The 25,684-nt window shown below is 65.6% G+C and carries 27 protein-coding genes; 14 read left to right on the top strand and 13 right to left on the bottom strand.

What is annotated here, in order from left to right; translation table 11 throughout:
• Positions 1 to 15: 15 nt before the first annotated feature.
• From ACZ50Z_RS15820 to ACZ50Z_RS15805, 4 genes are all read right to left on the bottom strand, one after another.
• The gene (locus tag ACZ50Z_RS15820) at positions 16 to 462 is read right to left on the bottom strand and encodes a nuclear transport factor 2 family protein (protein ID WP_464484400.1); all 447 of its coding nucleotides are present in this window, start codon (positions 460 to 462) and stop codon (positions 16 to 18) included.
• A 7-nt stretch (positions 463 to 469) separates the two neighbouring features.
• Entirely contained in the window at positions 470 to 1,750 is a 1,281-nt protein-coding gene (locus ACZ50Z_RS15815) for a DUF427 domain-containing protein (RefSeq protein ID WP_464484399.1), read from the bottom strand.
• On the bottom strand, positions 1,747 to 2,502 hold the full coding sequence (locus tag ACZ50Z_RS15810; RefSeq protein WP_464484398.1) for an SDR family NAD(P)-dependent oxidoreductase: 756 nt from the start codon (positions 2,500 to 2,502) through the stop codon (positions 1,747 to 1,749). The genes ACZ50Z_RS15815 and ACZ50Z_RS15810 overlap by 4 nt, the downstream gene beginning before the upstream one ends.
• Before the next feature lie 140 nt (positions 2,503 to 2,642).
• Positions 2,643 to 3,254 (bottom strand): TetR/AcrR family transcriptional regulator, encoded by a 612-nt coding sequence (locus ACZ50Z_RS15805; protein WP_464484397.1) that lies wholly within the window; start codon positions 3,252 to 3,254, stop codon positions 2,643 to 2,645.
• A 52-nt stretch (positions 3,255 to 3,306) separates the two neighbouring features.
• Here ACZ50Z_RS15805 and ACZ50Z_RS15800 point away from each other — a divergent pair, with 52 nt between their 5' ends.
• A complete protein-coding gene (locus ACZ50Z_RS15800; protein WP_464484396.1) occupies positions 3,307 to 4,278 on the top strand; it encodes an SDR family NAD(P)-dependent oxidoreductase in 972 nt (323 codons plus the stop codon).
• Positions 4,279 to 4,281: 3 nt separating this feature from the next.
• Here ACZ50Z_RS15800 and ACZ50Z_RS15795 read toward each other — a convergent pair whose 3' ends face one another.
• The 7 genes from ACZ50Z_RS15795 to ACZ50Z_RS15765 all read right to left on the bottom strand — a co-directional run bounded on the left by ACZ50Z_RS15795 (position 4,282) and on the right by ACZ50Z_RS15765 (position 10,751).
• The gene (locus ACZ50Z_RS15795) at positions 4,282 to 5,406 is read right to left on the bottom strand and encodes an acyl-CoA dehydrogenase family protein (protein WP_464484395.1); all 1,125 of its coding nucleotides are present in this window, start codon (positions 5,404 to 5,406) and stop codon (positions 4,282 to 4,284) included.
• The gene (locus ACZ50Z_RS15790; RefSeq protein WP_464484394.1) at positions 5,407 to 6,072 is read right to left on the bottom strand and encodes a nuclear transport factor 2 family protein; all 666 of its coding nucleotides are present in this window, start codon (positions 6,070 to 6,072) and stop codon (positions 5,407 to 5,409) included.
• A complete protein-coding gene (locus ACZ50Z_RS15785; protein ID WP_464484393.1) occupies positions 6,069 to 7,646 on the bottom strand; it encodes a class I adenylate-forming enzyme family protein in 1,578 nt (525 codons plus the stop codon). Before ACZ50Z_RS15785 ends, ACZ50Z_RS15790 begins: the two co-directional genes overlap by 4 nt.
• Before the next feature lie 74 nt (positions 7,647 to 7,720).
• Positions 7,721 to 8,488 carry an enoyl-CoA hydratase-related protein gene (locus ACZ50Z_RS15780; protein WP_464484392.1) on the bottom strand — a complete coding sequence of 256 codons (768 nt, stop codon included), beginning with the start codon at positions 8,486 to 8,488 and terminating at the stop codon, positions 7,721 to 7,723.
• Positions 8,489 to 8,561: 73 nt separating this feature from the next.
• Entirely contained in the window at positions 8,562 to 9,308 is a 747-nt protein-coding gene (locus ACZ50Z_RS15775; protein WP_464484391.1) for an SDR family NAD(P)-dependent oxidoreductase, read from the bottom strand.
• On the bottom strand, positions 9,298 to 9,930 hold the full coding sequence (locus ACZ50Z_RS15770; protein WP_464484390.1) for a TetR/AcrR family transcriptional regulator: 633 nt from the start codon (positions 9,928 to 9,930) through the stop codon (positions 9,298 to 9,300). The genes ACZ50Z_RS15775 and ACZ50Z_RS15770 overlap by 11 nt, the downstream gene beginning before the upstream one ends.
• The gene (locus ACZ50Z_RS15765; protein WP_464484389.1) at positions 9,927 to 10,751 is read right to left on the bottom strand and encodes a MaoC/PaaZ C-terminal domain-containing protein; all 825 of its coding nucleotides are present in this window, start codon (positions 10,749 to 10,751) and stop codon (positions 9,927 to 9,929) included. The genes ACZ50Z_RS15770 and ACZ50Z_RS15765 overlap by 4 nt, the downstream gene beginning before the upstream one ends.
• A 98-nt stretch (positions 10,752 to 10,849) precedes the next feature.
• Here ACZ50Z_RS15765 and ACZ50Z_RS15760 point away from each other — a divergent pair, with 98 nt between their 5' ends.
• From ACZ50Z_RS15760 to ACZ50Z_RS15715, 10 genes are all read left to right on the top strand, one after another.
• Positions 10,850 to 11,923 (top strand): LLM class flavin-dependent oxidoreductase, encoded by a 1,074-nt coding sequence (locus tag ACZ50Z_RS15760; protein WP_464484388.1) that lies wholly within the window; start codon positions 10,850 to 10,852, stop codon positions 11,921 to 11,923.
• A 32-nt stretch (positions 11,924 to 11,955) separates the two neighbouring features.
• The gene (locus ACZ50Z_RS15755; protein ID WP_464484387.1) at positions 11,956 to 13,422 is read left to right on the top strand and encodes a class I adenylate-forming enzyme family protein; all 1,467 of its coding nucleotides are present in this window, start codon (positions 11,956 to 11,958) and stop codon (positions 13,420 to 13,422) included.
• The gene (locus ACZ50Z_RS15750; protein ID WP_464484386.1) at positions 13,419 to 14,588 is read left to right on the top strand and encodes an acetyl-CoA acetyltransferase; all 1,170 of its coding nucleotides are present in this window, start codon (positions 13,419 to 13,421) and stop codon (positions 14,586 to 14,588) included. The genes ACZ50Z_RS15755 and ACZ50Z_RS15750 overlap by 4 nt, the downstream gene beginning before the upstream one ends.
• The gene (locus ACZ50Z_RS15745; RefSeq protein WP_464484385.1) at positions 14,585 to 14,989 is read left to right on the top strand and encodes a Zn-ribbon domain-containing OB-fold protein; all 405 of its coding nucleotides are present in this window, start codon (positions 14,585 to 14,587) and stop codon (positions 14,987 to 14,989) included. Before ACZ50Z_RS15750 ends, ACZ50Z_RS15745 begins: the two co-directional genes overlap by 4 nt.
• Positions 14,955 to 15,398, top strand: coding sequence for a nuclear transport factor 2 family protein (locus ACZ50Z_RS15740; protein ID WP_464484384.1), 444 nt, complete (start codon positions 14,955 to 14,957; stop codon positions 15,396 to 15,398). Before ACZ50Z_RS15745 ends, ACZ50Z_RS15740 begins: the two co-directional genes overlap by 35 nt.
• A gap of 51 nt (positions 15,399 to 15,449) precedes the next feature.
• Positions 15,450 to 17,471, top strand: coding sequence for an alpha-ketoacid dehydrogenase subunit alpha/beta (locus ACZ50Z_RS15735; RefSeq protein WP_464484383.1), 2,022 nt, complete (start codon positions 15,450 to 15,452; stop codon positions 17,469 to 17,471).
• Complete coding sequence (locus ACZ50Z_RS15730) at positions 17,468 to 17,695, top strand: biotin/lipoyl-containing protein (RefSeq protein WP_464484382.1); 228 nt, start codon at positions 17,468 to 17,470, stop codon at positions 17,693 to 17,695. Before ACZ50Z_RS15735 ends, ACZ50Z_RS15730 begins: the two co-directional genes overlap by 4 nt.
• A gap of 71 nt (positions 17,696 to 17,766) precedes the next feature.
• Positions 17,767 to 18,546 (top strand): enoyl-CoA hydratase/isomerase family protein, encoded by a 780-nt coding sequence (locus tag ACZ50Z_RS15725; RefSeq protein WP_464484381.1) that lies wholly within the window; start codon positions 17,767 to 17,769, stop codon positions 18,544 to 18,546.
• Positions 18,547 to 18,551: 5 nt separating this feature from the next.
• Positions 18,552 to 19,352 (top strand): enoyl-CoA hydratase/isomerase family protein, encoded by an 801-nt coding sequence (locus tag ACZ50Z_RS15720; protein ID WP_464484380.1) that lies wholly within the window; start codon positions 18,552 to 18,554, stop codon positions 19,350 to 19,352.
• Positions 19,349 to 20,116, top strand: a complete 768-nt coding sequence (locus ACZ50Z_RS15715; protein WP_464484379.1) for an enoyl-CoA hydratase/isomerase family protein — start codon at positions 19,349 to 19,351, stop codon at positions 20,114 to 20,116. The genes ACZ50Z_RS15720 and ACZ50Z_RS15715 overlap by 4 nt, the downstream gene beginning before the upstream one ends.
• On the opposite strand, the gene ACZ50Z_RS15710 is transcribed toward ACZ50Z_RS15715, so the two are convergent.
• A complete protein-coding gene (locus ACZ50Z_RS15710) occupies positions 20,113 to 21,315 on the bottom strand; it encodes an acyl-CoA dehydrogenase family protein (protein WP_464484378.1) in 1,203 nt (400 codons plus the stop codon). The two genes, ACZ50Z_RS15715 and ACZ50Z_RS15710, sit on opposite strands and share 4 nt — an antisense overlap.
• A gap of 2 nt (positions 21,316 to 21,317) precedes the next feature.
• Positions 21,318 to 22,115: an enoyl-CoA hydratase/isomerase family protein gene (locus tag ACZ50Z_RS15705; protein ID WP_464486262.1), complete on the bottom strand. Its 798-nt coding sequence runs from the start codon at positions 22,113 to 22,115 to the stop codon at positions 21,318 to 21,320.
• Positions 22,116 to 22,226: 111 nt separating this feature from the next.
• Between ACZ50Z_RS15705 and ACZ50Z_RS15700 the strand changes: the two genes are divergently transcribed.
• The 3 genes from ACZ50Z_RS15700 to ACZ50Z_RS15690 are packed head-to-tail and all read left to right on the top strand — an operon-like array spanning position 22,227 to position 25,543.
• A complete protein-coding gene (locus tag ACZ50Z_RS15700; protein WP_464484377.1) occupies positions 22,227 to 23,423 on the top strand; it encodes a cytochrome P450 in 1,197 nt (398 codons plus the stop codon).
• Entirely contained in the window at positions 23,420 to 24,220 is an 801-nt protein-coding gene (locus tag ACZ50Z_RS15695) for an enoyl-CoA hydratase/isomerase family protein (RefSeq protein ID WP_464484376.1), read from the top strand. The genes ACZ50Z_RS15700 and ACZ50Z_RS15695 overlap by 4 nt, the downstream gene beginning before the upstream one ends.
• Positions 24,221 to 24,247: 27 nt before the next feature.
• On the top strand, positions 24,248 to 25,543 hold the full coding sequence (locus ACZ50Z_RS15690) for a cytochrome P450 (RefSeq protein WP_464486261.1): 1,296 nt from the start codon (positions 24,248 to 24,250) through the stop codon (positions 25,541 to 25,543).
• The last annotated feature ends 141 nt before the right edge of the window (positions 25,544 to 25,684 follow it).

The following is a 25,684-nucleotide window of genomic DNA, read 5'->3' as shown; positions in this document are numbered from 1 at the left end:
CGGCTCGAAGCGGTCTCAGTCGCTCAGTACGGGACGGTCTTCGGTCGCTTCGACCCGCACCGTGCGGTGGGTGATTCGCCAGCTTTCGTTACCGTCAATCCGGTAGCGGTCCTGATAGCGGATGTACATGACCAGGTCCCGGCCCTCGCCGGCCTGAACTGACGTGAAGTGGTGCGCGGTGCAGTAGATCTCTCCGGTGGCAGACACACCCTCCACGCTGTATAGGCCTTGCGCCAGCAGGTGAAAGGTTCTCGGCCAGCGGCGGATCGCTTTCAGTGCCGTCGCTATTCCTTTGTGCCCTTTCAGGATCGAAGTCTGGTGGCCTGGCTGTTCGACTTGCATCGTGGCGTTCGGGTGGAAGACACCCAGAAGCAGGGCTTCATCGCGCCGATCCATCGCGACGGCATAGCGCCGCGCGAGCGTCTCCAGTTCCGGATTCCCGGTTGCTTCGGTGATGTCCACGACAGAGTCACATGGCGGTTCGGCTGTCGTGACCCATCGCCGCCGGATCGCGGTCGAAATTGCGCACCATGGCCTGCACGACATAGGACGCCGCCAGTCTGCCGCTGCCGTCGAAAACTCGTCCTTCGCCCTGAACCAGTCCCCGCCCTGCCCAGAACGCCCGATTCGAGTAGAGCAGCCAATCGGTGACGTCGACCTCGTCGTGAAAGGCGATGTCCAGCTTCATGATCCCGGTGGATAGGTCATGGTGGGCTCGCGCTTCCCCGAAGCCGCGGTGTGGGAGCATCCCCGCAGCGATCGTCCAGTGCGTCGTCGACTGCGCGAGCACGGCGGTATGAAGGTAGCTTTCCTCTGGAGCGTCGCGGAAGCGCACCCAGGCGTCGATGCGAGGGGCCGCCACCCGGTCGGGATTGGGATCGTAGGCACCGTCCACCACACGGATCTCCCTGCCCGTCATACCGAAACCGGCGAACGGCAGCGCGTCGTCAGGACCGGCCACATCGGGCATCTTCTCGACATCGCGAATGACATCGGCAGCGCCGGAGTCGGCGAGCAGCAGTCCTGCCGCGCGCAACGTGCCGGCTTGGCTGATTCGCGCATCGGCGGTCGAGAACGTTCTTCCATGCCGCAGAACATCGATCTCGACGTCCACGGGAGCAGTGAACGACGCGGCCTTCAAGAAGCTCATCGAGACCGACGTGACACGCTGACCCGCTAACGTTTTCGAGACGGCAACGATCGCCTCTGCGGCGAACTGACCACCTTCGACGACGTCACGGCGGGTGGGTCCATGGGCCGGTCCGACGAATCGTTGCTCGGCTGCGGGCTTCACGTCGATCAGACGGACGAGTTCAGCGGCATCCCCCCACAGTGGAAATGACGCGGGGATCGAACTGCCGTCGCGCCATTTCTCCACGACGACGACTCGCAGTGTTTCGGAGTAGAACGAAACGTGGCCGGCGATGGCGGCGACCTCGGGAAGGGGAGCGCGATACGTCCAGACAACGTCGTCGATTGCGTGCTCCGGGACGGCGAGATTCCAGTACGACGCGACACCCTTGAACGGACACACCGTTGTGCGGTCCGACGGCGTGAACAGGTCCCATCGCACCGACTCCTCGGGAAAATACATGCGATCGACGTGATCCGTCTCAGTGACGATCAGGCACGCTTCACTTTCGGCGATGAGTACTTCGCCCGCCCACACCTGGCCCTTGAAAGGGCAAGGGCCGACGTCGATCCGGTAGTCGGGGTGCGTCGGCCAGGCCGACTCGACCTCGGTGGTCATGAAGTCATCGGGGGAGCAGGGGATTTGAGTGTCACGTGATCTAGTCCTACATTCGGGTTGTCGAGTGCGCTCGCGAAGATGCCTGCCATGGTGTCGGCCACCGCTTCCGGTGTCATGTGCGTCGCGGGAACAAGTCCGCGTGAGATCCATTCCCCGGCAACGACTCCGAGAAGGTCGGGATCGAAGTCCGAGATGAAGTCCGTGGGAACAGTCGCCCCGACCTCCACGCAGCTGAAGCGGTACCCGGGATGTTCCAGCCGCCAGGCGACCAGGCTCCGCTCCATCGCTGCCTTGCTGGCGGAGTACGCGCCGAGCGCCCGGTGTGGATGGCGCACGGAATCGGATGACATCACGGCGACCACCGCGGAGGGGGTGAGCACTGGAAGGTGGGCCTGGATGACCTGGTGGACGCCGATCACGTTGGTTGTCAGCACCTTTATCCAGTCTTCCGCGTCGACATCAGAGAACGATTTCAACGGTGCATATCCAGCACTGATCAGCAGCAGATCTACCTCGCCGAGTGCGTCGGCCGCCGCCTGGCCTATGCGAGCGCAATCATCGGGAACGCGGATATCAGCGGACAGCGACGTCACCGCCACCGCCTCGGCGAGCACTTCAGCCGGTAGTTCGCGGCGAGCCGCGACGACGAGTCGGGCACCGTCCTCGACCGCCCTGATCGCGAACGCCCGGCCGATGCCGGCGGATCCGCCCACGACGACGATCCGCTTTCCCGCTAGTGATCGATCGGTCATCGCACGCCCCCGGCCGAATCCTTCGCCATGAGTCTCCTGAGACCTCCGACCTGCGAGCGCGGGAGCGCGCCACGACGTTCGAAGAGAACAGTAATACAGGAATTGTTCAGCTGAACAGTACCGGCTGCGGCGCGCCCAGGTCAGCGGAGGCCATTGACCGCGAATTTCTCCACGTATTTGCGCACGGTGTCGGGCTTGGACATGTCGAACGTCTGCGCTTCGTTGACCGTCGAGAAGGAGTAAATGATCCGGGCCAGCCACTCGCTCGCGGCGGTGACGTCGACGCCCGAGCCGACCTCACCCTTCTTCTTCGCTTCCTGCACGTAGGGCAGCAGAAACTGCGTCGAGCGGCGAACCGCCGAGTCGCCATCGGAAATCATGTGGCGCATCAGCTCCGCGTCGTCGGCCATCAAGCGATTACGGGTGCGGTGGTCGAGCAGGATCGTGGCGTGCGTCTCCGCCATCGCGCCGAGCTTCTCGGCCAGTGTGGACTTCTTCGCCATCGCGGCTGCGACCAACTGGTAGAACTTCTGTGCTCCAAACTCGATTGCGGCGTCGATCAATATGTTGCGGTCCTCGAAGTAGCGGTACACCGTGCCCCGGGAAACGCTGGCCATCCGCGCCACGTCCTGAACGCTGGTGCGCTGAATGCCCAGCTGCGTGAAGCACTGGTTGGCCGCCTCCAGGATCTGATCGCGCCGGTCTAATTCGTCCTGCTCCTCGACGTCGGCCGTCGCACGTGAGGTTGCCATAACGCTCCTTGCCTGTTGGGAGCACCCTTACGGCCAGCTCGCCAAGGTAATCATGTTACGCGACATCACCTGTGCCGGGCTGCTGGCGAGCGTCGGTGCGGTGCCGCGTGTGCGCCGCAACGCCTGGTCATGCGACGCACTTAAACAGCCTATGTTTAAGTGTTCTCTTATGCATCACCGACTCTTCGGGAGTCGCCGCACGGAGGAGTCGAACGTGGAACTCGGAGTCAGGGACCGCAACTTTGTACTGGTCGGCGGGACCACCGGCATGGGTTTCGGCGCCGCACTCCTGCTCGCCGCCGACGGTGCGAACGTCGCGCTGCTGGCGCGCGAAGAAAACCGCGCCGCCGAGCGCGCAAAGCTGCTCAGCGACCAGTACGGAGTCCGTGCCGTGGGTATCGGTGTGGACGCCGCAGCGCCGGGCGACGGGGTCGACCGGGCGGTCGATCGCGCCGCAGCCGAACTGGGGCCGCTGCGCGGACTAGCGGTGACCGCCGGCCCGATGAGCCAGCAGGGACCGTTTCTGGAACACGGTGACGAGTCGTGGGACTGGTACTACCAAATCATCCTGATGGCGACGGTCCGCTCTTGCCGCGCGATCATTCCCCATCTGCAACGCAACGGCGGTGGCACGATCGTCAACACCGCCGCGTATTCGGTACGTGCGCCCAAAATCCTCATCCCGCCCTACAACGCTCTCAAATCGGCGGTTCTCACGATGTCGAAGATCCTGGCCAAAACCTATGGACCCGACGGCATCCGGGTCAACGTCATGTGCCCTGGACTGTTCGACACGGAGACCAACGATCACATCCGCCACAAGCGGGCCGAGCAGTATGGCGTACCACTCGAAGATGCGATCTACACCCACCTTTCGAGCAATCCGGACTGGAACATGCGGGTGGCGCTCGGGCGCGGCGGATACCCCCACGAGGCGGGCGAACTCGTGGCGTTCCTGCTCAGCGACCGCGCCGCGTACATGACGGGCGCGGTGATCAACATCGACGGCGGAACGGACTTCTAGGGGTTACAGGCCGACATAGTGCGCCAGCAGGCGGCGATGGTGGTCCGCGTCGCCGAGCAGCATGGCCGAGGATTGAGCGCGCTTGAAGTACAGGTGCGCCGGGTGCTCCCAGGTGAATCCGATGCCGCCGTGCAGCTGGATGTTGGCCGCGGCCGCCTGCTGGTACGCCTCGGTGCAGTGCGCCTTGGCCAGGGCCGAGGCCGCGGGAAGTGCGTCGGGCAGCGCATCGGCGGCGTGTGCGGCGTACTGCGCTGCACCGCGCGCACATTCGATCGCCAGCATCAAGTCCGCACAGGTGTGGCGGATCGCCTGAAACGACCCGATCGGCCGGCCGAACTGATTCCGTACCTTGGCGTAGCCGACAGCCAGATCGAGGCAGCGCTGCGCACCTCCGACCTGCTCGGAGGCCAACGCGGCCGAGGCGTGCGCCAGCGCCGTCGCCAGCGTGACGCCGTCGGCGTCCACTCGAGTGGCCGGCACACCGACCATGTCGATGACGGCCTGACGACGGGTCGGATCCAGCGTCGATTGGCGGCGTCGATCGAGTGTCGAGACGTCGTCGACGCGAAACACACCCACGCCGGCGCCGGTGCGCGCCACAACCAGAACGAGATCGGCCAGAACACCTTCTGGGACAAAGTATTTGGTGCCGTACAGGGCCCAGCCGCCGTCGATGCGCTCAGCGCGCGTCTCGACGCTGTCGAGGTCCCACCGTCCGCTGCGCTCGGTGAGCGCGACGGTACCGATGGTGTCTCCGCCGGCGATGCCGGGTAGATGACGCGTCTTGGCGTCCTCGTCAGCACACAACACCAGCACGCTGGCCGCAAGGACCGAAGACGCAAAATAGGGACCGGGCAGCAGTGCGGCACCCATTTCCTCGAGCACCAACGCCAGTTCGGTGTATCCGAAGCCCTCGCCGCCGTATTCTTCGGGGATCGCAAGTCCTTGCAGATTCAGTTGTTCAGCCATGGCGCGCCACGCGACCGGGTCGTAGCCGGCAGTGGATACCATCGCCCGCCGCACCTCGGACTCGGGCGAATAATGCTCCAGGAACGCGCGCACCGCCGCCCGGAACTCACGCTGTTCATCGGTCAGCGTGAACACCATCGGGTCGGACTGATCGGCCATCTAGAGATTCCTCGGGTCGTCGCCGGCACGCCCTGTCGGATTGACCTGCGGCACATCGCCGTCCCGGCGCAGTGTGCGGATCCACTGGCCGGCAGCCGCGGGGGCCCGGACGGGTGCATCGAGTCGTCCTGGGTCGGCGGCGTGGAACTCCTGCCAGCTCGGGAATGCGTCGTGGAAGCTGCCCTCGTGGGCTGCGGTGTTGGGCCACCTGATTTTTCGCGGACCGACGGGAGGATCGGCAAGATCGCTTTCGTACCAGAACAGCGGGGTGCGCCGCACGAAGTACCACCTGCCGTCGCGGCGTTCGTAGGAATCGAGGTAGGCCAGCAGCTCGATGACCCACACCGACGCCGTCTCAAGGTCGTTACGGGAATACACGAGACCGGTGGCGCGGTCGGGGTCATGGATGTCGATGACATGGCCGAGGACGCCGTGTGCGCTGCCCAAGAGGTCGTGCCGCAGTTCCTTGTCGTACCAACGACGCAACGCCGCCCGGCCCCGACGCTTACCCGGCACGCCGACGTCCTCGACGAAGAGATTGACGAGCGAGTCAAGGTCGCGCATGTCGAGCGCGATCGCGTATTTGGCGGCCAGCTGGCGGATCTCGTCGATCGCCTCCAGCCGATCGATGCGAGCCGTGAGTTGGGCGAACGCGGCGTCGGTCACCCCAGGATGCCTTCGCTGATCAACGCCGCCAGCTTGCGCTTGTCGATCTTGTCCGTCGTGGTGTACGGCAGCGTTTCCGCGTCCGACAAGATCACCCATTTCTTAGGAACCTTGTACGCGGCCAGTCGGGTACGGCACGCCCCAGCGAGGTCGTCCGCGGTGGCGCGGTGCCCGTCGTTGAGCACCACCGCCGCACTCACGATCGCGCCCCGCTCCGGATCTGGTACACCTACCACGTAGGCGACACGCACCGCGGGGAGCCGGCGTAATTCGGCTTCAACCTCCATGGGGGCCACGTTCGTGCCCGACGTTTTGATCATCTCGTCGGTCCTTCCGGCGAAGTACAGGTGACCGTCGTCGTCTCGGTAGCCAGCGTCGCTGGTGTGCAACCAGCCGTCGCTGTCGACGATCTCGTGCCAGTGCTTGCCGATCATTCCGCGCAGTAGCGCCGCGCCGCGCACGCAGATTTCGCCCGTCACCCCGTTGGGGACCGCGACGCCGTCCTCGTCGACCACCTTGTGTTCGTAACCGGGCGCCGACACTCCGAGCGAGCCGCGCTTGGCTTCCGGCACCTGTTCGTGCGGCGGCCACCAGGTGTGGCTGCTACAGGTCTCCGTCATGCCGAGCTGGGCGACGCGCAGGGAGGGGTCGGGGGTGCGACGCTCGGGGGCGAGCAGCACCTGTTGGTATCCCTCGCGCAGCTGGGATAGATCGGTGGTCGCGAAATCGGGGTGGTTGACCAGCGCGGGACCCACGTGTGGGAATCCCGTGCTGTAGGTGGCCCGTTCGTGCTCGAGCAGACGTAGCACGTGGCCCGCGTCGAATTTGTGTTCGGTCAAGACTGTGGCGCCCAGCTGGAGCGGGCCGAGGAAGCCGAAGACCAGCCCGGCCACCCAGAAGAACACCATTGGCACGTAGATCCGGTCGTTGCCATTCCAGTCGTGCTGTGTGGCAATGAATCTGGAGTGGGTGATCGCGGTACCGTGAGTGTGGATGATGCCCTTGGGGTGCGACGTGCTCCCCGAGGTGTAGATCACCAACAGGTCATCGGAGGGTCGGACCGTCTGCTCGCACGCCATCAGGAAGTCGGGTGCGACGGGCTCGGGCCAATCGCTCGGCCACCCAGATGTCGCGTCCGTCAATGGCAGCACGTTACGCAACTGCGGAAGCGCGCGAGAGCGTAGCGGCGCCTCCAATCCTCCGGCCGCGGCTGTGAGGCGGGCCAGCATGTCCTTCCCGAGGATCGAGTCGACCGAGAGCACGGTGTGCACGTCGGCGTCACGCAGGACCCAGCTCAACTCCGCCGGCTGGAGGAAGGTGTTGAGCGGCACCGCGACTGCGCCGATCCTGGTGACGGCGAGAAACGCGACGACGAACTCGGGGCCGTTCGGGGCCAGGATCCCCACGCGGACACCTTTCGTCACGCCCGCGTTGATCAGCCGCGCCGCCATGGTCGCGGATTGAGAGTAAGCCTGCGAGTAGGTGATTCGCTCGACGGAGCCGTCCTCGAGGCACGTCACTACAAGATCGGAGTCAGCGTGTCCGTCGACGACGGAGGTCAACATGGTCGGCATCGTTGGCCGGTAGGGGAGCTCGGAGTAGTGGAACGTCCTTGCTGCCGAGTCGGCTGAGGTCGCCGTGGTCGGTGTCATTCGTCGGCCCAACGTGGTTCGCGCTTCTCGGCGAACGCGACCATCCCCTCCCGGTAGTCGGGGTGGGTCATCTGGTGTTGCAGGACGTAGCGATAGGCGACGTCGTTCGCCGCATGCAACCCGACGTCCAAACTTGTCCACATCGCCTTGATCGACGCCTGAGTGGTCGCTGGTGACAGCGTCGCGATCGACAGCGCGATCTCGCGTGCACGCTCCTGCAGCCGCTCGCCCGGCACCACCTCGTTGATCAGACCGATCTCGTAGCCGCGCTGGGCGCTGATCCGGCCGTCCTTTGTCATCAACGCGAGCTGCATGACCATCGAGATCGGCATCCGGCGCAGCAGCACCGCCGGCTCGAGCGCGAACACGTTGCCCACCTTCAGGTGCGTATCGATCAGCTCGGCGTGTTCGGCGGCGATGATGAGGTCGGCATCCGCGACCTGGTGCAGCCCACCGCCAACGACCATGCCGTTGAGTGCGCAGATGACAGGCTTCCAGACGTTGTGATGCAACCGGGAGCCGGGCACCTTGTTGCGGATGCCGTCGGACGCCGTGGCCCTGACATCCTGGCCCGCGCAGAACGCGCGGTCGCCTGCACCGGTGATGATGGCGACCCTGATGTCGGGGTTCTCACGGACTTGACCCCATGCCCACCCGAGTTCCGAACGTGCCCGATCGTCGGTGGCGTTGAGTCGTTCGGGTCGGTTGATGGTGATCGTGGCGACGTGCTCGCTGACGTCGAACAGAATACGTTCTAACTGCATCCCGAGCCCCTTCGCTTCACGACGTCAACTGAACACTTTATCAATATCTGTTACAGCGTATGGTTTGCCGTCCTCACGGCATCCACTGGCCGCCCGAGACCGAGATCAGCTGCCCCGTGACGTGTTTGGCGGCATCCGAACACAGGAAGGCGACCGTCTTCGCGACGTCCTCCGGCTCGCCGATCGCTCCGGTGAGCGTCGATTCGCGCATCGTGTCGAGTTCGGCGTCGGATTTCCTGGACAACAACCACGGTGTGGCGGTTGTCCCCACGACCACCGTGTTGACCCGCACGCCGAGCGGACCCAATTGCACTGCCATCAGTCGGCTCAGGCCCTCGACGCCCGCCTTCGCGGCCGCGTAGGCCGGCGGGCCCGTGCGCACCCCGTGGGCGGATACCGAGCTGATGTTGACGATCGCGCCGTCATGCGCGTCGACCATCTGACGGGCCACGACCTGAGCCATGATGAAGGTTCCGGTGAGATTGACCGCCACGATGCGGTCCCAGTCCTCGTCGGTCTGGTCGAGGAAGGACGCGGGCAGCGTCATTCCGGCGTTGTTCACCAGCGCCCGAATGGGGCCATACTCGTGGGCGAGTCTGCCGAGTTCGCGTTCGACCGCGCGTCGGTCAGTGATCGACAGTTCAATCGCGACCACCGAACCCGAACGCGCGGAATCGGTTTCGCGCGCTCTAGCGATGGCCTTGGCATTGACGTCGATCACCGCGACTCGGTAGTTCTGCGCGACGAGTTCCGCGACGATCGCCTCACCGATTCCCCGGGCACCGCCGGTGACGACGGCCAATCGACGGTCATCCGACACGGCGGTCCCTTTCGGCTCTGATGAGTCGCTCGATCCGGGTGATCGACGGCCGGAGCAGCTGTATCGCCTGTGACATCGAGGCGGGGAGGTCGCCTTGCCCGTCACCGGACACCCAGGTATCGATCGCTGCGCGGTTGGCGCCGTTTACGGCGGAGACAGCAAGCCGGGGACGTAGGTCGGTGCGCGCATCAGTGTCGAGCCAGCGGGCAACCTCTTCGGTCATCTGGTCGATCCAGTCGTCGTTGATGCGCAGCCGGGTGGCGCGAAGGCCGGGGTGACGCGCGTACATGCGGGCACGCACCAAGAAGATCTCGGGCTGTGCGCTGATCGCCTCGGCGACGCTGTCGGACGCCTCGGCCAGCGCGCCCCACAGGGAATTCGATCGAGATTCGCGGAAGCGGCGCGTGGCCGCATCGAGACGCTCCGCGTAGCCGTCGAACAGGATGTCGTCCTTCGTCGCGAAGTGATGGAAGAACGTCCGCGGCGCCACCCCTGCCACGGCCGAAATTTGTTCCACCCTGGTGGCTTCGTAGCCGTTCGTCTCGAACAGTTCGAGAGCGGCGGAAAGGAGCGCCTGTCGATTGCGCTGGCCGCGCACGCGTCGCTGGTCCACGGTCGTCATCCTCGCAGGGTGGCGGCGCCGGATGACAGGGCGACGACGGATCCCTGGCTGGTGCGAAACCGCACCTGTTCGCCGTCGCGCCATACCTCGGTGCGCAACGGGGCCCCCAGCATGACGGGTTTGGCGAAGCGGCAGCTGATCGAGCGCAGCGCGGTCGGGTCGCCCCCGGCAACGCTGTTGATCAGCGCCCGCGCCGCGAAACCGAAAGTGCACAATCCGTGCAGGAAGACGTCGGCGAAGCCGGCTTTACGCGCCGCGGCCGGATCGATGTGCAGCGGGTTGCGATCGCCACTGAGTCGATACACGGCGGCCTGCTCGGGTCGGATCTCGTCGTCAACGGTGACGTCGGCCGTGCCTTCGGGGTCATCAGGCGGCGCCGGTCCGCGCTCACCGCCGAACCCGCCACCGCCCAACACCATCGTCTGGCCCGTTGCGACGAACACCTCGCCGTCGGCGTCGGTTCCGCGCGTCGTGACCTCGATCGAAGCGTGCTTGCCCTTGTCCCACACCGCCGTAACCTCGCCGGTCACCGTGAGTTCACCGCGCGCCCGCAGCGGGCGCGTGACGGTGAGGGACTGTCCGCCATGCACGATCGGGTACGCGCCCAGTTGCAGCACTGCGCGCAGATCCCTGACCGCCCACCAGTTGGCGAGCAACGCGAAGGTCGGGAGCACCGTCGGCCCACTGGCCTCGTTGAGCAGGTCGAGATCGGTCGGCGGGCGAGCGCCCACGCCGAGCGCGTACAGGATGACGTCGGTCTCGGTCCACGCGAACGTCGTCGCGTCGAGCTTGGTGCCCACGGCTTCGACGGTGACGGCCAATTAAACCTCCACAATTTGCTACTGAACGGATTGACGCAATCTGTTCCATCGTGCAATATAGTCGCAGTAACTGCAACTAGTTTCTGGGAGCAATAGTTATGAAGTTCGGTGTCTTCATCCTCGGCGACAAGCCCAACGACCTCTCGGACCAAGAGGTGCTCGCTAACGTGCTTGAGGAGGCGCGCTGGGCCGAGGAACTCGGCTACAACGAGGTCTGGCTGGCCGAACACCACTTCTCCCCGTACGGCATGCTCGCGGACCTGCCCCTGGTGGCGGCCGCGATCGCGGCCCAGACCGAGCACATTCGCATTGGCACCGCGTGCATGGTCAGTCCGTTCCACAACCCCATCCAGCTGGCTGAGCGCATCGCCATGGTGGACGTACTGTCGGGCGGGCGGTTCGACGCCGGCTTTGGGCGCGGCTATCAGGCTCACGAGTTCAAGGGTTTCGGCATTCCGATGGATGAAGCCACCGGCCGCTACCAGGAGTGCCTGGACATCGTGAACCTCCTGCTTTCGCAGGAGCGCGTGAGCTACGAGGGGAAGTACTTCCAGCTCGACGACGTCACGATCTACCCTCGTCCCGTACAGCAGCCCGTCCCGGTGTGGGGCACCGTGATGAAGACCCCATCGAGCTTCGAATGGTTGGCGGATAAGGGATTCGGTGCGATCATCGGCAATCCCTACACCGTGGATCCGGACCTGCAGGGAGCCCTGGACATCTACTTGGAGACCCAGGCGAAGAAGGGACTCGCTGCCGCCACCGAGAACGTCTGGGCGCTACTGAACGCCTTCTGCCACGATGACGATGCGTTCGCCCGGAGCTACCCGCGGGAGAGCGTCGAGTTGTCGATCGAGAGGCATCGGGCCTACTCGAATCCGTTCGAACGGGGCGGCGAGATACCGGCCGACTACAAGGCGTACTCCGACTGGTTCGATAAGCACGACAAGCAGAGTTACGAGCAGGTGCTCAACTCACATCTGACGCTCATGGGCGATCCCGAGCGCATCATCGACAAGATGCGGACGGTAGTCGACATGGGGTGGCGCAACATCATGCTGCGCATGTCGCGCGGCGGGGCGATGGATCGTGCCAAGGTCTACGACTCCATGAAGCTGTTCGCCCAAGAAGTGATCCCGGCGGCAACCCAACTCGCGGCAGCCCCGGTTTGAGCAGCGAACTCGCCGAACGGCTTCGGACGGTATTGGCTCTGGACCCAGGCGAGCCCGCCGTCGAATTCGAAGGCGAGTGGACCGACTGGGCGGCCCTGAATACCATCGCTACAGGAGTCGAACAGCAGCTCAGCGCAACGGGATTGGGTCCCGGTGCTCCGGTCGGTCTGGTGCTGCGCAACCATCCCGCGATGGTCGGGGCGATGATCGGCGTCCTACTTGCCGGAGCGACGGTGGTCACCGTCAACGCCTCACACGGGGACACCGGGCTCAGTGCCGACATCGCCGAGCTCAGGCTGGCCGCCGTCATCGCCCTCGAATCCGATTGGCAACGGGCGGGTGTCGCGGAGGCTGCGATCGGCGCTCTCGGACTCTGTGTTGCGAACGAACCGGCCCGGGTGACGGTGTTGGCGGGTTTGGAAGCACCTGGCTCCGGTCCGTTCCGGACCGAACCCGACGACGTCGCAGTGGAGATGCTGACCAGCGGCACGACGGGGCCGCCGAAGCGAATTCCCCTGACGTATCAAGCATTCGGCAACACGGTAACCGCGGCGACCGCACACTATTCCGGTGCCGCGGACGGTGCGATCCGGTTGCGCAAAGGAGTCGCGATCGTCAGTTCACCTCTGGTACACATGTCCGGACTCTTCCGCACGTTGCTGAATCTGTGTGAGGGGCGCCGAATCGCCCTGCTCGAGCGGTTTCGGGTGCCCGAGTTCGTCGATGTCGTCGCGCGGCACCGGCCGCGCGCGGTGAGCCTGGTTCCGTCCGCGCTGGCAATGGTGCTCGACGCGAATGTCGAGCCCGAGGTGTTCGCCAGTGTCGAGGTGGTCACCTCGGGCACCGCACATCTACCGATCGCCATCCAGGAGGCGTTCGAGGAGCGCTACGACGTCGCGGTATTGCCCTCCTACGGCGCCACCGAGTTCGCGGGCGGTGTCGCCGGCTGGAACCTGCCGCTGCACCGGGAGTGGGCGACGTCGAAGCGCGGCAGCGTCGGACGCCCACAGCGGGGGCGCGAAATTCGCATCACGGCGCTGGAGGGCGACAGGGAGCTTGGCCGCGACGCCCAAGGCCGCATAGAGGTGCGCACCGCAGGTGGCGAGTGGGTGCGCACTACCGACGTCGGGCGAGTCGATGCCGATGGCTTCCTCTACGTCGACGGGCGCACCGACGACGTCATCATCCGCGGCGGCTTCAAGGTGACGCCCGCCGACATCGTCGAGGTCTTGCGCAGCCACCCCGCCGTGCGCGACGCCGGAGTAACCGGGCTGCCCGATGAACGGCTGGGCGCGGTTCCGGTCGCCGCGGTCGAATTGCGTTCGGCTGCCTCGGCTGACGCGGGCGAACTGCTCGAATACCTGCGGGAAAGGTTGACTCGCTATCAGCTGCCCGCCAGGCTGATCATCGTCGGCGAGTTGCCGCGCACTCCGTCGATGAAGGTCAGCCAGCCCGCACTGCGCGAGATGTTCGACGACGTCGCGGAGGTGCGGGCATGACCGGCATCCGGGGTGCGGCCGCGATCGTCGGGGCCGCCGACGAGGTGTCGCCCGACGGGGTGATCGACGTGCCCCTGCGCGAACTCGAGGCTCGTGTCATTCGAGCGGCGCTTGCGGACGCCGGACTGTCGCTGCGCGACGTCGACGGGCTGTGCACCTGCACCGGCGGCACCCTCATGCACTCGGTCGAGTTGGCCGAATACCTAGGGACCGCACCGCGTTTCACCGATGCGACGCAAACCGGTGGAGCGAGCTACGGCCTCTACGTCGAACACGCCGCGGCCGCCATCGCGGCGGGGTTGGCGGAAACGGTGGTGATCGTCTACGCCTCCACCCCGCGCGCGGCGCGCAAGCGGGGCGAGAAGGGGCTCGGCGTGTTCGCCACACCGGAGCGCCTCGAGTGGGAGACCCCGTTCGGCGTGATGCTGCCGATCAGCGCGTACGCGCTCGCGGCCAACCGACACATGGCTGAGTTCGGGACCACGGCCGATCAACTCGCTCAGATCGCGGTGGATACCAGGACGTGGGCCACTCTCAATCCGCGTGCCCATCTCAGGGATCCGATCACAGTCCAGGACGTACTGGGCTCGGGTTTCCTCGCCGAGCCGATGCACAAACTCGAGTGCTGTCTGGTCACCGATGGTGCCGCGGCGATCGTCGTCACCAGTGCCGAACGGGCCGCGACACTGGCGAAGCCGCCGGCGTACGTGCTCGGCGCGGCGTCGGCCGCGTCGCACGCGATGATCTCGCAGATGCCCGACCTGACGGTGACCCCCGGTGCTGTGTCGGGGCCCGCGGCGTTCGGGGCGGCGGGCCTGACGCCCGAGGACGTCGATGTGGTCGAGCTCTACGACTCGTTCACCATCACCGTCCTGCTCGCGCTCGAGGATCTGGGCTTTTGCAAGAAGGGGGAGGGTGGTCCTTACGCGGGCAGCGGCGCGCTGGCGCCGGGCGGAGCGTTGCCGGGGCAGACCACGGGCGGCGGACTCGCCTACACCCACCCCGGCGCCTTCGGTGCCTTCCTGCTCGTCGAGGCGACCCGACAGCTGCGCGGCGAATGCGACAAACGTCAGGTCCGCGATGCGAACGTTGCACTGGCCCACGGCACCGGAGGGGTGCTGTCGGCGACGTCGACGGTGATTCTCGGAACGGCCGCAACGCTGTGAGCGCGCAGACCGCGGAGATTCCGGTGCCCGAACCCAGTTCGGCGTCGGCCCCGTTCTGGGATGCGACCCGCAAGCGCGAACTGCACATGCAACGATGTGCGGACTGCTCGCGGCTGGTGTGGTACCCCCGTGTTGTCTGCCCACACTGTGGAGCGGCGGCGCTGCACTGGGAGCGGCTGTGTGGTGAGGGCATCGTCTACGCCGTGAGCGTGCACCATCGCCCGGCGCTGCCCGCTCTGGCAGACAAGGTGCCGTACTCAGTGGTGCTGGTGGATCTCGACGAGGGTGCCCGGATCATGTCCAACGTCTTCGGTCCACCTCCACGGGTGGGCGATGCGGTAAGCGTCACGTGGATCCCGTTGCCGGATGGGAGAAACCTGCCCGCTTTCGAGCGTAGGTGATGTGGTGTCGTCTTCATGGGATCTGGCGCAAGAGCGCGAAGCGCTCGTAATGCGCCACGTTGCCGCCGAGAACGAGCGTGACCTCGACGGCATCATGGCGACCTTCGCGCACCCGCGCTACGAGATCGTACCCACCGCAACGGTTTACGACGGCGACGCCGAGGTTCGGCAGATGATCCTTTCGCAGTGGCAGACCCTGCCGCAGATGCACTACGCGGCGGCAGCGGTGTTTCACGCCGCCAACGGTGTATGCGTCGAAACACGAACGACGTGTCCGGGGACGGCGATGGACATGCTGAGCGTCAACGTCTTCGTTTTCGACGGGGACCGCCTGATTCTGGAGCGCTGTTATTTCGATCGCGCGCTTTTCGCCGCCGAGCTGTACAAGGCCAACCTACTGCACGACTGAACAGATTTCGTCATATTGTAGACTCGGTCGCCAGACCGTCGAGGAGTGTGGATGTCCACCCAGCTAGACACCGAATCGTCAGCCCCGACAGGCGATCGCGCGCTGGCCCTGTACCGGTTGATGAGCAAGGTCCAGCACGGCGACAAGCGTGTTCGCAAGGCCCTGTCGTCCGGCGAGGCGGCAATGAGTTATTGGCCAGTCGACGGCCATGAGGCGATGTCGGCCGGCGCGATGCTGGCGCTGTCCGAGGGCGATCAACTGGTCACCACCTACCGTGGGCTCGGCGACGTCCTCGCCAAGGGCATCGATCTGCGTGGCTATTTCTCCGAGATCCTGGGGCGCAGCGACGGGTTGTCGAAAGGCAAGGCCGGTGCGATGGGGATCTACGACCCCGAGCACGGCATAGCCTGGACCACCGGCATCGTCGGTGCGGGGCCCCTGATCGCCAACGGCATCGCCTTGGCGGCGGCGCGTCAGGGCAGTGGCCGAGTCGTGTTGGTCAGCTTTGGGGACGGCGCAAGCAGTATCGGGTACGTGCACGAGGCCATGAACATGGCGTCGGTGTGGGGGCTACCCGTGATCTTCTTTTGCCAGAACAACTTCTGGGCAGAGGGCACGGCGTTCAATCGCTATACGCGCTCCGACCGGCTGTCGGACCGGGCGCAGGGTTACGGCATGCCAGGTGTCACGGTGGACGGCGCGAATCCGCACGCCGTCTACGACGCGGTGGCCGAGGCGGTCGAGCGGGCCCGCAACGGCGATGGGCCGTCGTTTGTCGAGGCCGTGGCGTACCGCCTGCAGGGCCACTACTTCGGCGACGCGATGGGCTACGCGGACCAGGATGAGCTCGCCGCGATGCGAGCGAACCCGCCGTTCGCGCGCTACCGCCGGCGCCTGATCGACGACGGCATCGCCACCGCTGCGGACCTCGATGAGATCGACGGCGAAATCGCCGCGGAACTGGATACGGCGTTCTCCGCGGCTGTCGCCTCGACACCGCCGGACGCGGATGAGCTGACTCGAGATGTGTTCGCCGGCAACGGTTGCGAGTTCGCCGCCGACGACGTAGTGCACGCCGAGCTGCCCACCGGAGACACCGAGGAACTCGGATTGGTGCAGGCGATCAACCGCACGCTGGACCGCGCGATGGCTGCGGACGAATCGATCGTCCTGCTCGGCGAAGACATCGGCGACCTGTCTGGTGGCGGCATGTTCAAGGTCACCGCCGGCCTGTCGGCAAAGTACGGCGAAGGCCGGGTGCTCGACACACCCATTGCCGAATCGTCGATCATCGGCGCGGCGATCGGCGCGTCGCTGGCCGGCCTTCGGCCGGTGGCGGAACTGATGTTCATGGACTTTCTCGGGGTCGCGATGGACCAGATCGCGAATCACGCCGCAAAGGTGCGCTACATGTCCGGCGGCCGTAAGGGCGCCCCCCTGGTGATCCGCACGATGGTGGGAATGGCTGCGGGACCGCAGCATTCGCAGGCCTTCGAAGCGTGGGCGATGCACACGCCCGGCTTGAAGGTGGTGTGGCCCAGCACTGCGGCCGACGCCGCGGGCTTGCTGAACGCATGCCTGGCCGACGACGATCCCTGCCTGTTCATCGAATCGATGAAGCTGTATTACGGAGGCGGAAAGGGCCCGGTTCCCTTGGCCGACTATGTGATCCCACTCGGACAGGCAGACGTCAAACGGCAGGGATCCGATGTCACCGTGGTTTCCTACGGCGCGATGGTGCATGCCGCACTCGAGGCCGCCAAGGAGGTCGAAGCCGACGGGATCGCCGTCGAGGTGGTCGATCTGCGCACGTTGGTGCCCCTCGACCTGGCCACGGTGCTCGCCTCGGTACGCAAGACCACGAGGCTGGTCGTCGCGCACGAGTCGGTCGGCTTCTGCGGTCCCGGGGCCGAGCTCGCCGCGACCGTCGGCACGGAGCTGTTCGGCGTCCTCACTGCGCCCATCCAGCGTGTCGCCGGATCGTACACGCCGGTTCCGCGAGCGGCCAGCCTCGAGGCGGCCTGCCGGCCCGGCGCAGCGCAACTCGTCGAGGCAATCAGGAGGATCGTATGACCGAGGTGCGGCTTCCCAAACCCGGCGACGCCATCACCGAGGCCGAGGTGACCGAGTTCTTCGTCGAAGACGGGGCGACCGTCAGTGAGGGTGAACCGCTGTACTCGATCGCCACCGACAAAGCGGAGATGGACATCGAATCGCCCGCCGCGGGCACCATTTCCTGGAAGGTCGAAGAGGGCGGCACGTACGACGTCGGCGCACTCGTCGCGGTCATCTCGTGACCGAGCTACCGGCCGAAGTCGACCTCGCAGCCGAGGAGTTGTCCGCGCGGATCGAGGGCGACACACTGACCGTGACGATCGACCGGCCGGAGAAGCGGAATGCGCTGACCGCGGATGGTTATCACGGCATCAAGCGGGCGGCGATGATCGTCGCCGACGAACCGGCGCTCGACTTCCTGGTGATCACCGGCACCGGCGACATGTTTTGCGCCGGCGGCGACATGAATGCGATTGGCAATCCCGACCGGCGCTGGGATTCGTTCACCGAGGCCTACGATGCGACTCCATTCGAGACGCTCGGCAAGATCCCGAAACTCGTTGTCTGCGCGGTGAACGGCGTGGCCCTCGGCGGCGGCCTGGTGATGACGCTGTATGCCGACCTGGTGATCGCATCCGACCGGGCACGGCTGCGCGTGCCCGACCTGACCCGCGGCGTGTACGAGGCGTTCATCGCAGCACGCATCCCGCAACGCGTCGGTACACTACGCGCGAATCACCTGATCTACGGCAATGATTGGATCGACGCCGCCGAAGCAGAGCGGCTCGGTCTCGTCGGCAAGGTGGTGCCGCACGATTCGCTCGTCACGGAGACGGCGGCGCTGCTCGACCGGGTACGCAACACCGGTCCCGCGGCGCGTGCCGCGATGAAGCGCGAGATGGCCCGCGCGCTGCCGCCCGTCGACGTGTCCGGGTACTGGAACTCGATGGGCACCGCCGAACAGATCGAGGCCTTCACGGCATTCCTGCAGAAACGGCCACCGACGTGGCCCACCGCCTCAGCCCGCGAGGCTTTCGTAGCGACCCGGCGCCCGGCATGGACACCGACACACGAATATTCTGAAGGGGAGTGAGTGCGATGACCGAACTTCCACAGGGAACCGCCGACGTGACCGGGTGCGACGAGATACTGGTGGCCAACGACGGTCCGGTCCGGATCGTCACGCTGAACAATCCCGACAACGCGAATGCGGTGAACAATCGCATGCACGGCGCGTTCGCCCGGCTCTGGACCACGCTGGGGGAGGACGCCGACGCTCGTGCCGTCCTTATCACCGGTACCGGTGATTTCTTCTCCGCCGGTGGCGATCTCGTCGAGTGGCTGCACACCCACGTCGAGAATCCGGTAACCCGACGCGAAGGTATGCGAGACGCGCGCCGGATCGTGCGGGACATGATGGACTTTCCCCTGCCGATCGTTGCCGCCGTCAACGGCCCCGCCGTGGGGTTCGGCTGCAGCATCGCGGTGTTGTGCGACATCGTCCTGATGTCGGACCGATCGTTCTTCGCCGACACCCACGTTGCCAGTGGACTTGTTGCTGGAGACGGCGGATCGGTGCTGTGGCCGCTGTTGATGAGTCTGCTCAAGGCCAAGGAGTACCTGCTACTCGGTGAGAGAATCAAGGCTGACAAAGCTGTCGAGCTGGGACTGGCGAACCGGGTGGTACCGCACGCTGACATCAAGTCGGAAGGTCTGACGTTGGCCCATCGGCTCGCTGCCCTTCCCGCGCGCGCGGTCCAGGACACCAAGCGCACTCTCAACCTGCACGCCGAACGCGCCGTGACTGCGATCCTTGAGTACGGGATCTCGGCGGAGACAGAGTGTTTCACCACCCCGGAACATCGCGCCGCGATCGACAAGTTCCTCGGGCGCCAGTGAGCATTCCCTCTGCCGCGGACGCAAACCCGTTGGTCCTCACCGAGGACCGGGACGGCATAGCGCTCATTCTGTTGAACCGTCCAGCTCAGCGGAACTCTTTGCGCTACGAATCGTGGACGGAGCTGTCGGATGCCCTCAGCGCCGCTACGGGTGCACGCGGCATCGTGATCGCGGGCAACGGCGGATTCTTCAGCGCCGGGGGCGATTTGAAGACCGGGCCGGCACACGGCGATGGCCCGATGGGCCCGGCGGGCCGGGTCGAGCACGCTCAGCGTGTCATGGCGCAGCTGCGAGAGGTCGCCGTGCCGACCGTGGCCGCCGTGCAAGGGGCGGCGATCGGTCTAGGCTGGAGCCTCGCGCTGTCATGCGACCTGGTCGTCGCGGCACGCGACGCATTCTTCTCCGCGCCGTTCGTGGCGCGCGCCGTGGTGCCCGACGGCGGTCTGGCGTGGCGGCTCACGCAGCAGCTCGGCAGGCACCGGGCGTCGTCGTTGTTGTTGCGAGGGAGCCGGTTACCCGCCCCGGACGCGCACGCTCTGGGTTTGGTCACCGATCTCGTCGACGCGAGTTCCGCCGTTGACCACGCGATCGCCATTGCACGCGAGATCGCCGATGCGGACGCGGGCGCAGTGGAGCTGACCAAACGACTCATCGCGTCCGTCGAGACCGTGCAGTTGGCATCCTTCCAACCGCTCGAGCTGGCCGTTGCCACCGTCGCACAGCAGCGTTCGGCCGCCGCTGACGGCCGCGCGCAGTTCAGTTAACGCGGAAGACCCAGGCCCACAGTCGAAATGAGATCGCGCTGAATCTCGCTTGTACCCCCGCCGATCGTGTGCAGCAGCGACAACAGCAGTCCCTCGGAGAAGTGCCCGTGCAGCAGCGCGTCGGGATCGTCGGGCAGCAACGCTCCCGCCGGTCCGAGGACCTTCGCACCCAGCTGGCGCAGCTCGGCGGTGAGCACCGAATGGTAGAGCTTGGACAACGACGGCAACGCGGCATCGAGCTGACCGGCGGCTTGCTGGTGGGCCACCCGGTAGGAGAGAGCGCGTCCCACTTCCACCCGTTCCACCGCACGGGCCAGGGCGAGCCGATTCGCCGGATCCGCCAGCGGGTCATGGGAACTCCCGCGTTGGCCGCGGCACCAGTCGACCAGTTCGTCGAGATAGCGCTGCGCCTGCGCGGCACGTATCACGTTGGATCGTTCGGCGACCAGTAGTGCCTTCGCGACCTTCCAGCCCTCGCCTTCGGCGCCGACCAGATTCGCGACCGGTACCCGCACGCCGTCGAAGAACTCCTCGGCGAAGGTCGGGTATCCCGTCATCGAGCGGATGGGGCGTCGGGTGATGCCCGGCGTGTCGAGGTCGACGAGCAGGAACGAGATGCCTTGCTGGCGCTTCTCACCGAGCGGCGAGGTGCGCGCCAGCACGAAGATCCAGTCGGCCAGAACGCCGTTGCTGGTCCAGGTTTTCTGGCCGTCGAGCACGTAGTCGTCACCGTCCCGGCGCGCCGTCATGCGTAGTGCGGCGAGATCGGAACCGGCCTCCGGCTCGGAGTAGCCCTGCGCCCACATCCGTTCGGAGCGGGCGATCTTGGGCAGGTGCTCCTGCTGCTGCTCGGGTGTGCCGAACCGGAACAGCACGGGCGCGAGCATGTTGACGCCGTTTGTGTTGACCAGCGGCGCGCCGGCGTAGGCGAGTTCCTCGCGGATCACCACCTGGTCGACCACCCCGAGCCCGCCGCCCCCGAATCGGGCCGGCCACTGGGGGACGAACCAGCCCTGTTCGTGGAGTGCCTGGCAGAACTGCACGGCGCGTTCGTGCGCGTCGCGTGGCAGATAATCGGGATTGGCCGCGGTGCGACGGAATTCATCGGGTAGGTGATCGTCGAGCCACGCGCGTAGCCGGCCACGCAGCGCATCGACCTCCGGTCCGCCGCCGAACCGGACGACCGGCGTCAGCGGCACGGTCAGACCCGATCCGAAGGCTTGGCCGCCTTCTTCATGAGTTCGACCATGTAGTCCTGGAACTCCTTGGAGCCGGTCACCACCGCTTGCAGATCGTTGCTGGCCTGCTGATGAGTCCGGAATCCCATGTTCTCCCACGCGCGCAGGATGCCGGCCTTGGTCGCCTGCAGGGTGATGAGCGGGGCCTTGGCGATCTTCGCGGCGAGCTCCTCCACCTCGGCCTCGAGTTGTTCGCGTGGCACGACCCGGTTCACCAGTCCGAACTCCAGCGCCTGCTCGGCCGAGATCTTCTGTGCGGTATAGAGGTACTCGGCCGCTCGCTTGTAGTTCATGAAGACCCACGGCTCGAACATCGTCTCGGACCCGGGCAACCCGAATCCGGGAACAAGCGGCATCTGGAACCACGCGTCGTCGCTGCAGACGGTGATCTCCGGGATCAGCGCCCACGTGGTGCCGCCGCCGATGGCGTAGCCGTGCACCTGCGCGATCACCGGCTTGGGGAATTCCCAAAGCTTGAGCACCGGCCATAGGAAGAGCTGCGCCGCCGAGCGCCAGACCTTGCCCGACGCGTCTAGCTCCGCCTTGAACTCGGGGTAGCTGCCATCGGGAACGTGGCCGGAACAGAATCCCTTGCCGTTGGCCTTGATGACGACAACCTTGATGTTGTAGTCGTACTGGGCATCGTCGAGGGCGGCGTTGACGCTGTGCACCATCTCCGATGTTTGCGCGTTGGCCCGGTCCGGATTGTTCAGGATGATGCGTGCGATCGCCCCGTCTTTCTGGTACACGACGTGGTCCATCTCGCGCGTTTCCACCTTGAAAGTCCTCCTCGAGTCACGATGCCGGGCACCTGAATGGTAGTGCAATTAAACAACTAATGTAATAGTGTTCCATACGGAAGGACGGTGCCGATGACGACGACGGATCTTCGCTGGGATCCCTTCGACCGCACCCTGCATGCCGAACCGTATTCGGTGTGGAAACGGATGCGGGACGAGGCGCCGGTCTATCACAACGACCAGTACGACTTCTACGCTCTCAGCAGGTTCGACGATGTCATGGCCGCATCTTTGGACACCGACGCGTTCTCCTCCGAGCACGGCATCACGCTCGACATGATCACCGAAGATCCATGGGCAGCGCCCAAGGCGATGATCATGATGGACCCGCCGGATCACACGGCGATGCGAAAGATGGTGAACCGCACATTCTTCCGCAGCAGAATCGCCAAACTCGAAGAGTACGTTCGCGAACTGTGCCGCCGTTATCTGGATCAGTTCGTCGGCTCGGACGGTTTCGACTACGTCCGAGATTTCTCGGCCAAGTTGCCGGTGATGGTGATCAGCTCACTGCTCGGTTTCCCTGAAGAAGATCACGACGACCTGCGTGAGTGGTCGGACCTCCAGGTGCACCGCGACGAGGGCAACCCCGAGCGCAACGAGGCCGGCGACCAGGCTTCGGCGAACCTGTTCGAGTATTACCGGCAGCAGATCGAGTTACGTCGCCGCGACCGCACCACCGACGTGGTGAGCGACCTCATGGACTCCGACCTCATCCAGCCCGACATCGACCCGCGCCGGCTGGACGATGGCGAGTTGTTGGTGTTCATCGCGATGATCAACGTCGCGGGCAATGAGACCGTTGCGCGGCTGCTCGGCTGGGCGGCGCTGACGCTCGCACGCAACCCCGAGCAGCGAGCCAAACTGGTCGACGACCCCGAACTGATCGGAGGCGCCGTCGAAGAATTGCTCCGATACGACGCGCCGTCACCGGTTCAGGGCCGTTTCACCCTGCGCGACATCAAGTACCACGACATCGTGATCCCCGCCCGGTCGAAGGTGGCGTTGCTGACCGGCTCGGCGGGCCGAGACGAGCGTCAATACGAGCACGCCGACACGTTCGACGTCACCCGAACCGGCATCAGGCACATCAGTTTTGGGCATGGCTCGCACTTCTGCCTCGGTGCGGCGCTCGCGCGACTGGAAGCCCGGGTCGCTCTCGAGGAGACGCTCAAGCGATTCCCGACCTGGGACATCGACGAGGATAACGTGTCCTATGTTCACACGAACTCCGTGCGGGGTCCGGCCAGCGTGCCCATCGGCCTGTGAGTACCGGCCTGACGGTACGTACCGATGCCGGCGTGCGTTGGTTGGTGCTCGATAGGCCGGAGGTCGGTAACTCGATAACGCGCGCGATGCAACGCGACCTGATCGAGAACCTGGCCTCGGCGTCCAGCGACCTCGATGTCCGCGCCGTCGTGTTCACGGCCAGTGGTGAGCGGCACTTCTGCACCGGGCCGAATCTGCGCGATCCCAACATGCGGCCCAGCCAGGACCGCATCGCCGGGGACGCCGCCAGGATCCTGCGGACGGGTTCGCAGGCTGTGGTCGCCGCCCTGCTCGACTGCGACAAGCCGGTGATCTGCGCGCTGAACGGAGTCGCGGCGGGAGTCGGCGCCAGCATGGTGCTGGCATGCGATCTCATCATCGCCGTCGAGAGCGCGAAGCTGGTCGAGCTGTTCGTGCGGCGCGGGCTGGCCCCCGATGGCGGCGCCGCCTACTTGCTGACTCGCAAGGTGCCGTTCAACGTCGCCAAGCGGCTGATCCTGTTCGGCGAGGAGCTGTCGGCCGCCGAGGCGCATCGGGTCGGTCTGGTCAACGAGGTCGTCGCGACCCACCGTGACTTGGAGGCACTGGCCGCCGAGTGGGCGCAGCGCTTGGCCAGCGGACCCACCCGCGCCATCGCGGCGGCCAAGCAGATGCTCAACCAGGCACTGGACGTTGACAGGTCGACGGCGTTCAACACCGAGGCGCTACTGGTCGAACAGGTCGCGGGCACCGACGACGTCGCCGAAGGCGTCGCTGCCTTTACCGAGAAGAGGGATCCGCGATTCTACGGTCGCTGACAGCCAAGGAGCAAGATTGTGAGTGTCATCGAGAAAGTGGGAGCGCAAGGGGGCTTCCTCGGCCCGCTCGCATCGGCGGCACGGCTGAACTTCACTGCAACGGTGCGGAACTGGCGCCGGGGGCCCGGCGCATGGACGGGGGCAGTCACCACTGATTACGATCCACTCGACCGGGCGACTGCCGCGCAACCCTTCGATGCGTACCGCGCGCTACACCGGAGCGGTCGGGTGCACTACAACCCCAAGCGGTCCACCTGGATCCTGAGTCGACATGACGATGTGCGCGCCGCGCTCCGGGATACCGACGCCGTCACGAGCACCGAGGGCGTGACGCGGATGAAGATCTCCGCGCCGGTGCTGGTGCTGTCCGATGGCGAGGAGCACGCCAGGCTGCGCAAACAGGTTCAACCCGGATTCAGCAAGGGCGCGATGGCCAGTTGGCGAGAGATGAATGACAAGCTGGCGACCGAGCTCGTCGCCGATGTCCTCGCCAACCCGGGCTGTGACGTCGTCCAACGTCTGACGATCCCTATGCCGATCCGCATGATCGCCCACATTCTCGGCGTCCCGGACGCGGACGTCGGCGACTTCCGCGCGTGGTCCGAGGCCGGCATGCACATCGTCGACTTCGAGCCGACCCGGCATGGCATGGTCCGCTCCGCCAAAGCGATTGCCTCCCTTGTCCAGTTGCGGCGTTACTTCCTGCGGCAGTTCGCGTCAGGCCGACTAAAAGGATCCGACACCGTGCTTGGACGCCTCCTCGCAGATGCCGACAAGGGTGCGCTGAGTGACGACCAAATGTTCCACATCGCCATGCTGCTGCTGATCGCCGGAAACGAGACGACGACCAACCTGCTCGGCGGCATGTTCGACACCCTGGCGCGCAACCCGCAACAGTTCGAGCTGATCCGGGCCAATCCAGATCTGGTGCCAATGGCAGTCGAGGAACAATTGCGGTTTTCGAGTCCAATCCAGAACCTGTACCGCTACACCCGTGCCGACTACCAGATAGGCGACCTCACCATCCCCGCCGGCTCACGCCTCCTGCTCTCGTTCGGGGCGGCGAATCGTGACCCTTCGGTGTTTCCCGACCCCGACGAGTTCCGTGCCGATCGAAATCCGCGCAGCCACCTCGCATTCGGCTATGGCGCGCACATGTGTATTGGTGCTCCGCTAGCCCGCATGGAGGCGCAGGCCGTACTCCGCGAATTGGTCACCCAGGCCTCAGCGATAACGCCCGTAGGCGAAACGATCTGGTCGACGAACACGTCCTTGCGTGGACCCACCCACTTGCCGATCGCGCTCACCCCGGCGTTGCGGTGAGCCGGGCGTGGAGTGCGCTACTGGTCAGGTACAAGCCATAGGCCGCACCCAGTGTCGCCGACATCGGGCGTGTACGTTCCGGTGCGGCCAGTAGCCCGATTGCCGTCTCGATCGCACCGTTGACATAGACGTGTCGTCGGG

The sequence above is a fragment of the Mycobacterium sp. NTMscope_MAC_269 genome (assembly GCF_976985695.1).
This window is presented reverse-complemented; position numbering and strand designations above follow the sequence as displayed.

Coding starts and splice junctions, on each gene's coding strand:
- ACZ50Z_RS15815 (WP_464484399.1), bottom strand. CDS start 1,750: ATGACCACCGAGGTCGAGTCGGCCTGGCCGACGCACCCCGACTACCGG.
- ACZ50Z_RS15810 (WP_464484398.1), bottom strand. CDS start 2,502: ATGACCGATCGATCACTAGCGGGAAAGCGGATCGTCGTCGTGGGCGGA.
- ACZ50Z_RS15805 (WP_464484397.1), bottom strand. CDS start 3,254: ATGGCAACCTCACGTGCGACGGCCGACGTCGAGGAGCAGGACGAATTA.
- ACZ50Z_RS15800 (WP_464484396.1), top strand. CDS start 3,307: ATGTTACGCGACATCACCTGTGCCGGGCTGCTGGCGAGCGTCGGTGCG.
- ACZ50Z_RS15795 (WP_464484395.1), bottom strand. CDS start 5,406: ATGGCCGATCAGTCCGACCCGATGGTGTTCACGCTGACCGATGAACAG.
- ACZ50Z_RS15785 (WP_464484393.1), bottom strand. CDS start 7,646: ATGCCGACCATGTTGACCTCCGTCGTCGACGGACACGCTGACTCCGAT.
- ACZ50Z_RS15780 (WP_464484392.1), bottom strand. CDS start 8,488: ATGCAGTTAGAACGTATTCTGTTCGACGTCAGCGAGCACGTCGCCACG.
- ACZ50Z_RS15770 (WP_464484390.1), bottom strand. CDS start 9,930: ATGACGACCGTGGACCAGCGACGCGTGCGCGGCCAGCGCAATCGACAG.
- ACZ50Z_RS15760 (WP_464484388.1), top strand. CDS start 10,850: ATGAAGTTCGGTGTCTTCATCCTCGGCGACAAGCCCAACGACCTCTCG.
- ACZ50Z_RS15750 (WP_464484386.1), top strand. CDS start 13,419: ATGACCGGCATCCGGGGTGCGGCCGCGATCGTCGGGGCCGCCGACGAG.
- ACZ50Z_RS15740 (WP_464484384.1), top strand. CDS start 14,955: ATGGGAGAAACCTGCCCGCTTTCGAGCGTAGGTGATGTGGTGTCGTCT.
- ACZ50Z_RS15735 (WP_464484383.1), top strand. CDS start 15,450: ATGTCCACCCAGCTAGACACCGAATCGTCAGCCCCGACAGGCGATCGC.
- ACZ50Z_RS15730 (WP_464484382.1), top strand. CDS start 17,468: ATGACCGAGGTGCGGCTTCCCAAACCCGGCGACGCCATCACCGAGGCC.
- ACZ50Z_RS15720 (WP_464484380.1), top strand. CDS start 18,552: ATGACCGAACTTCCACAGGGAACCGCCGACGTGACCGGGTGCGACGAG.
- ACZ50Z_RS15705 (WP_464486262.1), bottom strand. CDS start 22,115: ATGGACCACGTCGTGTACCAGAAAGACGGGGCGATCGCACGCATCATC.
- ACZ50Z_RS15700 (WP_464484377.1), top strand. CDS start 22,227: ATGACGACGACGGATCTTCGCTGGGATCCCTTCGACCGCACCCTGCAT.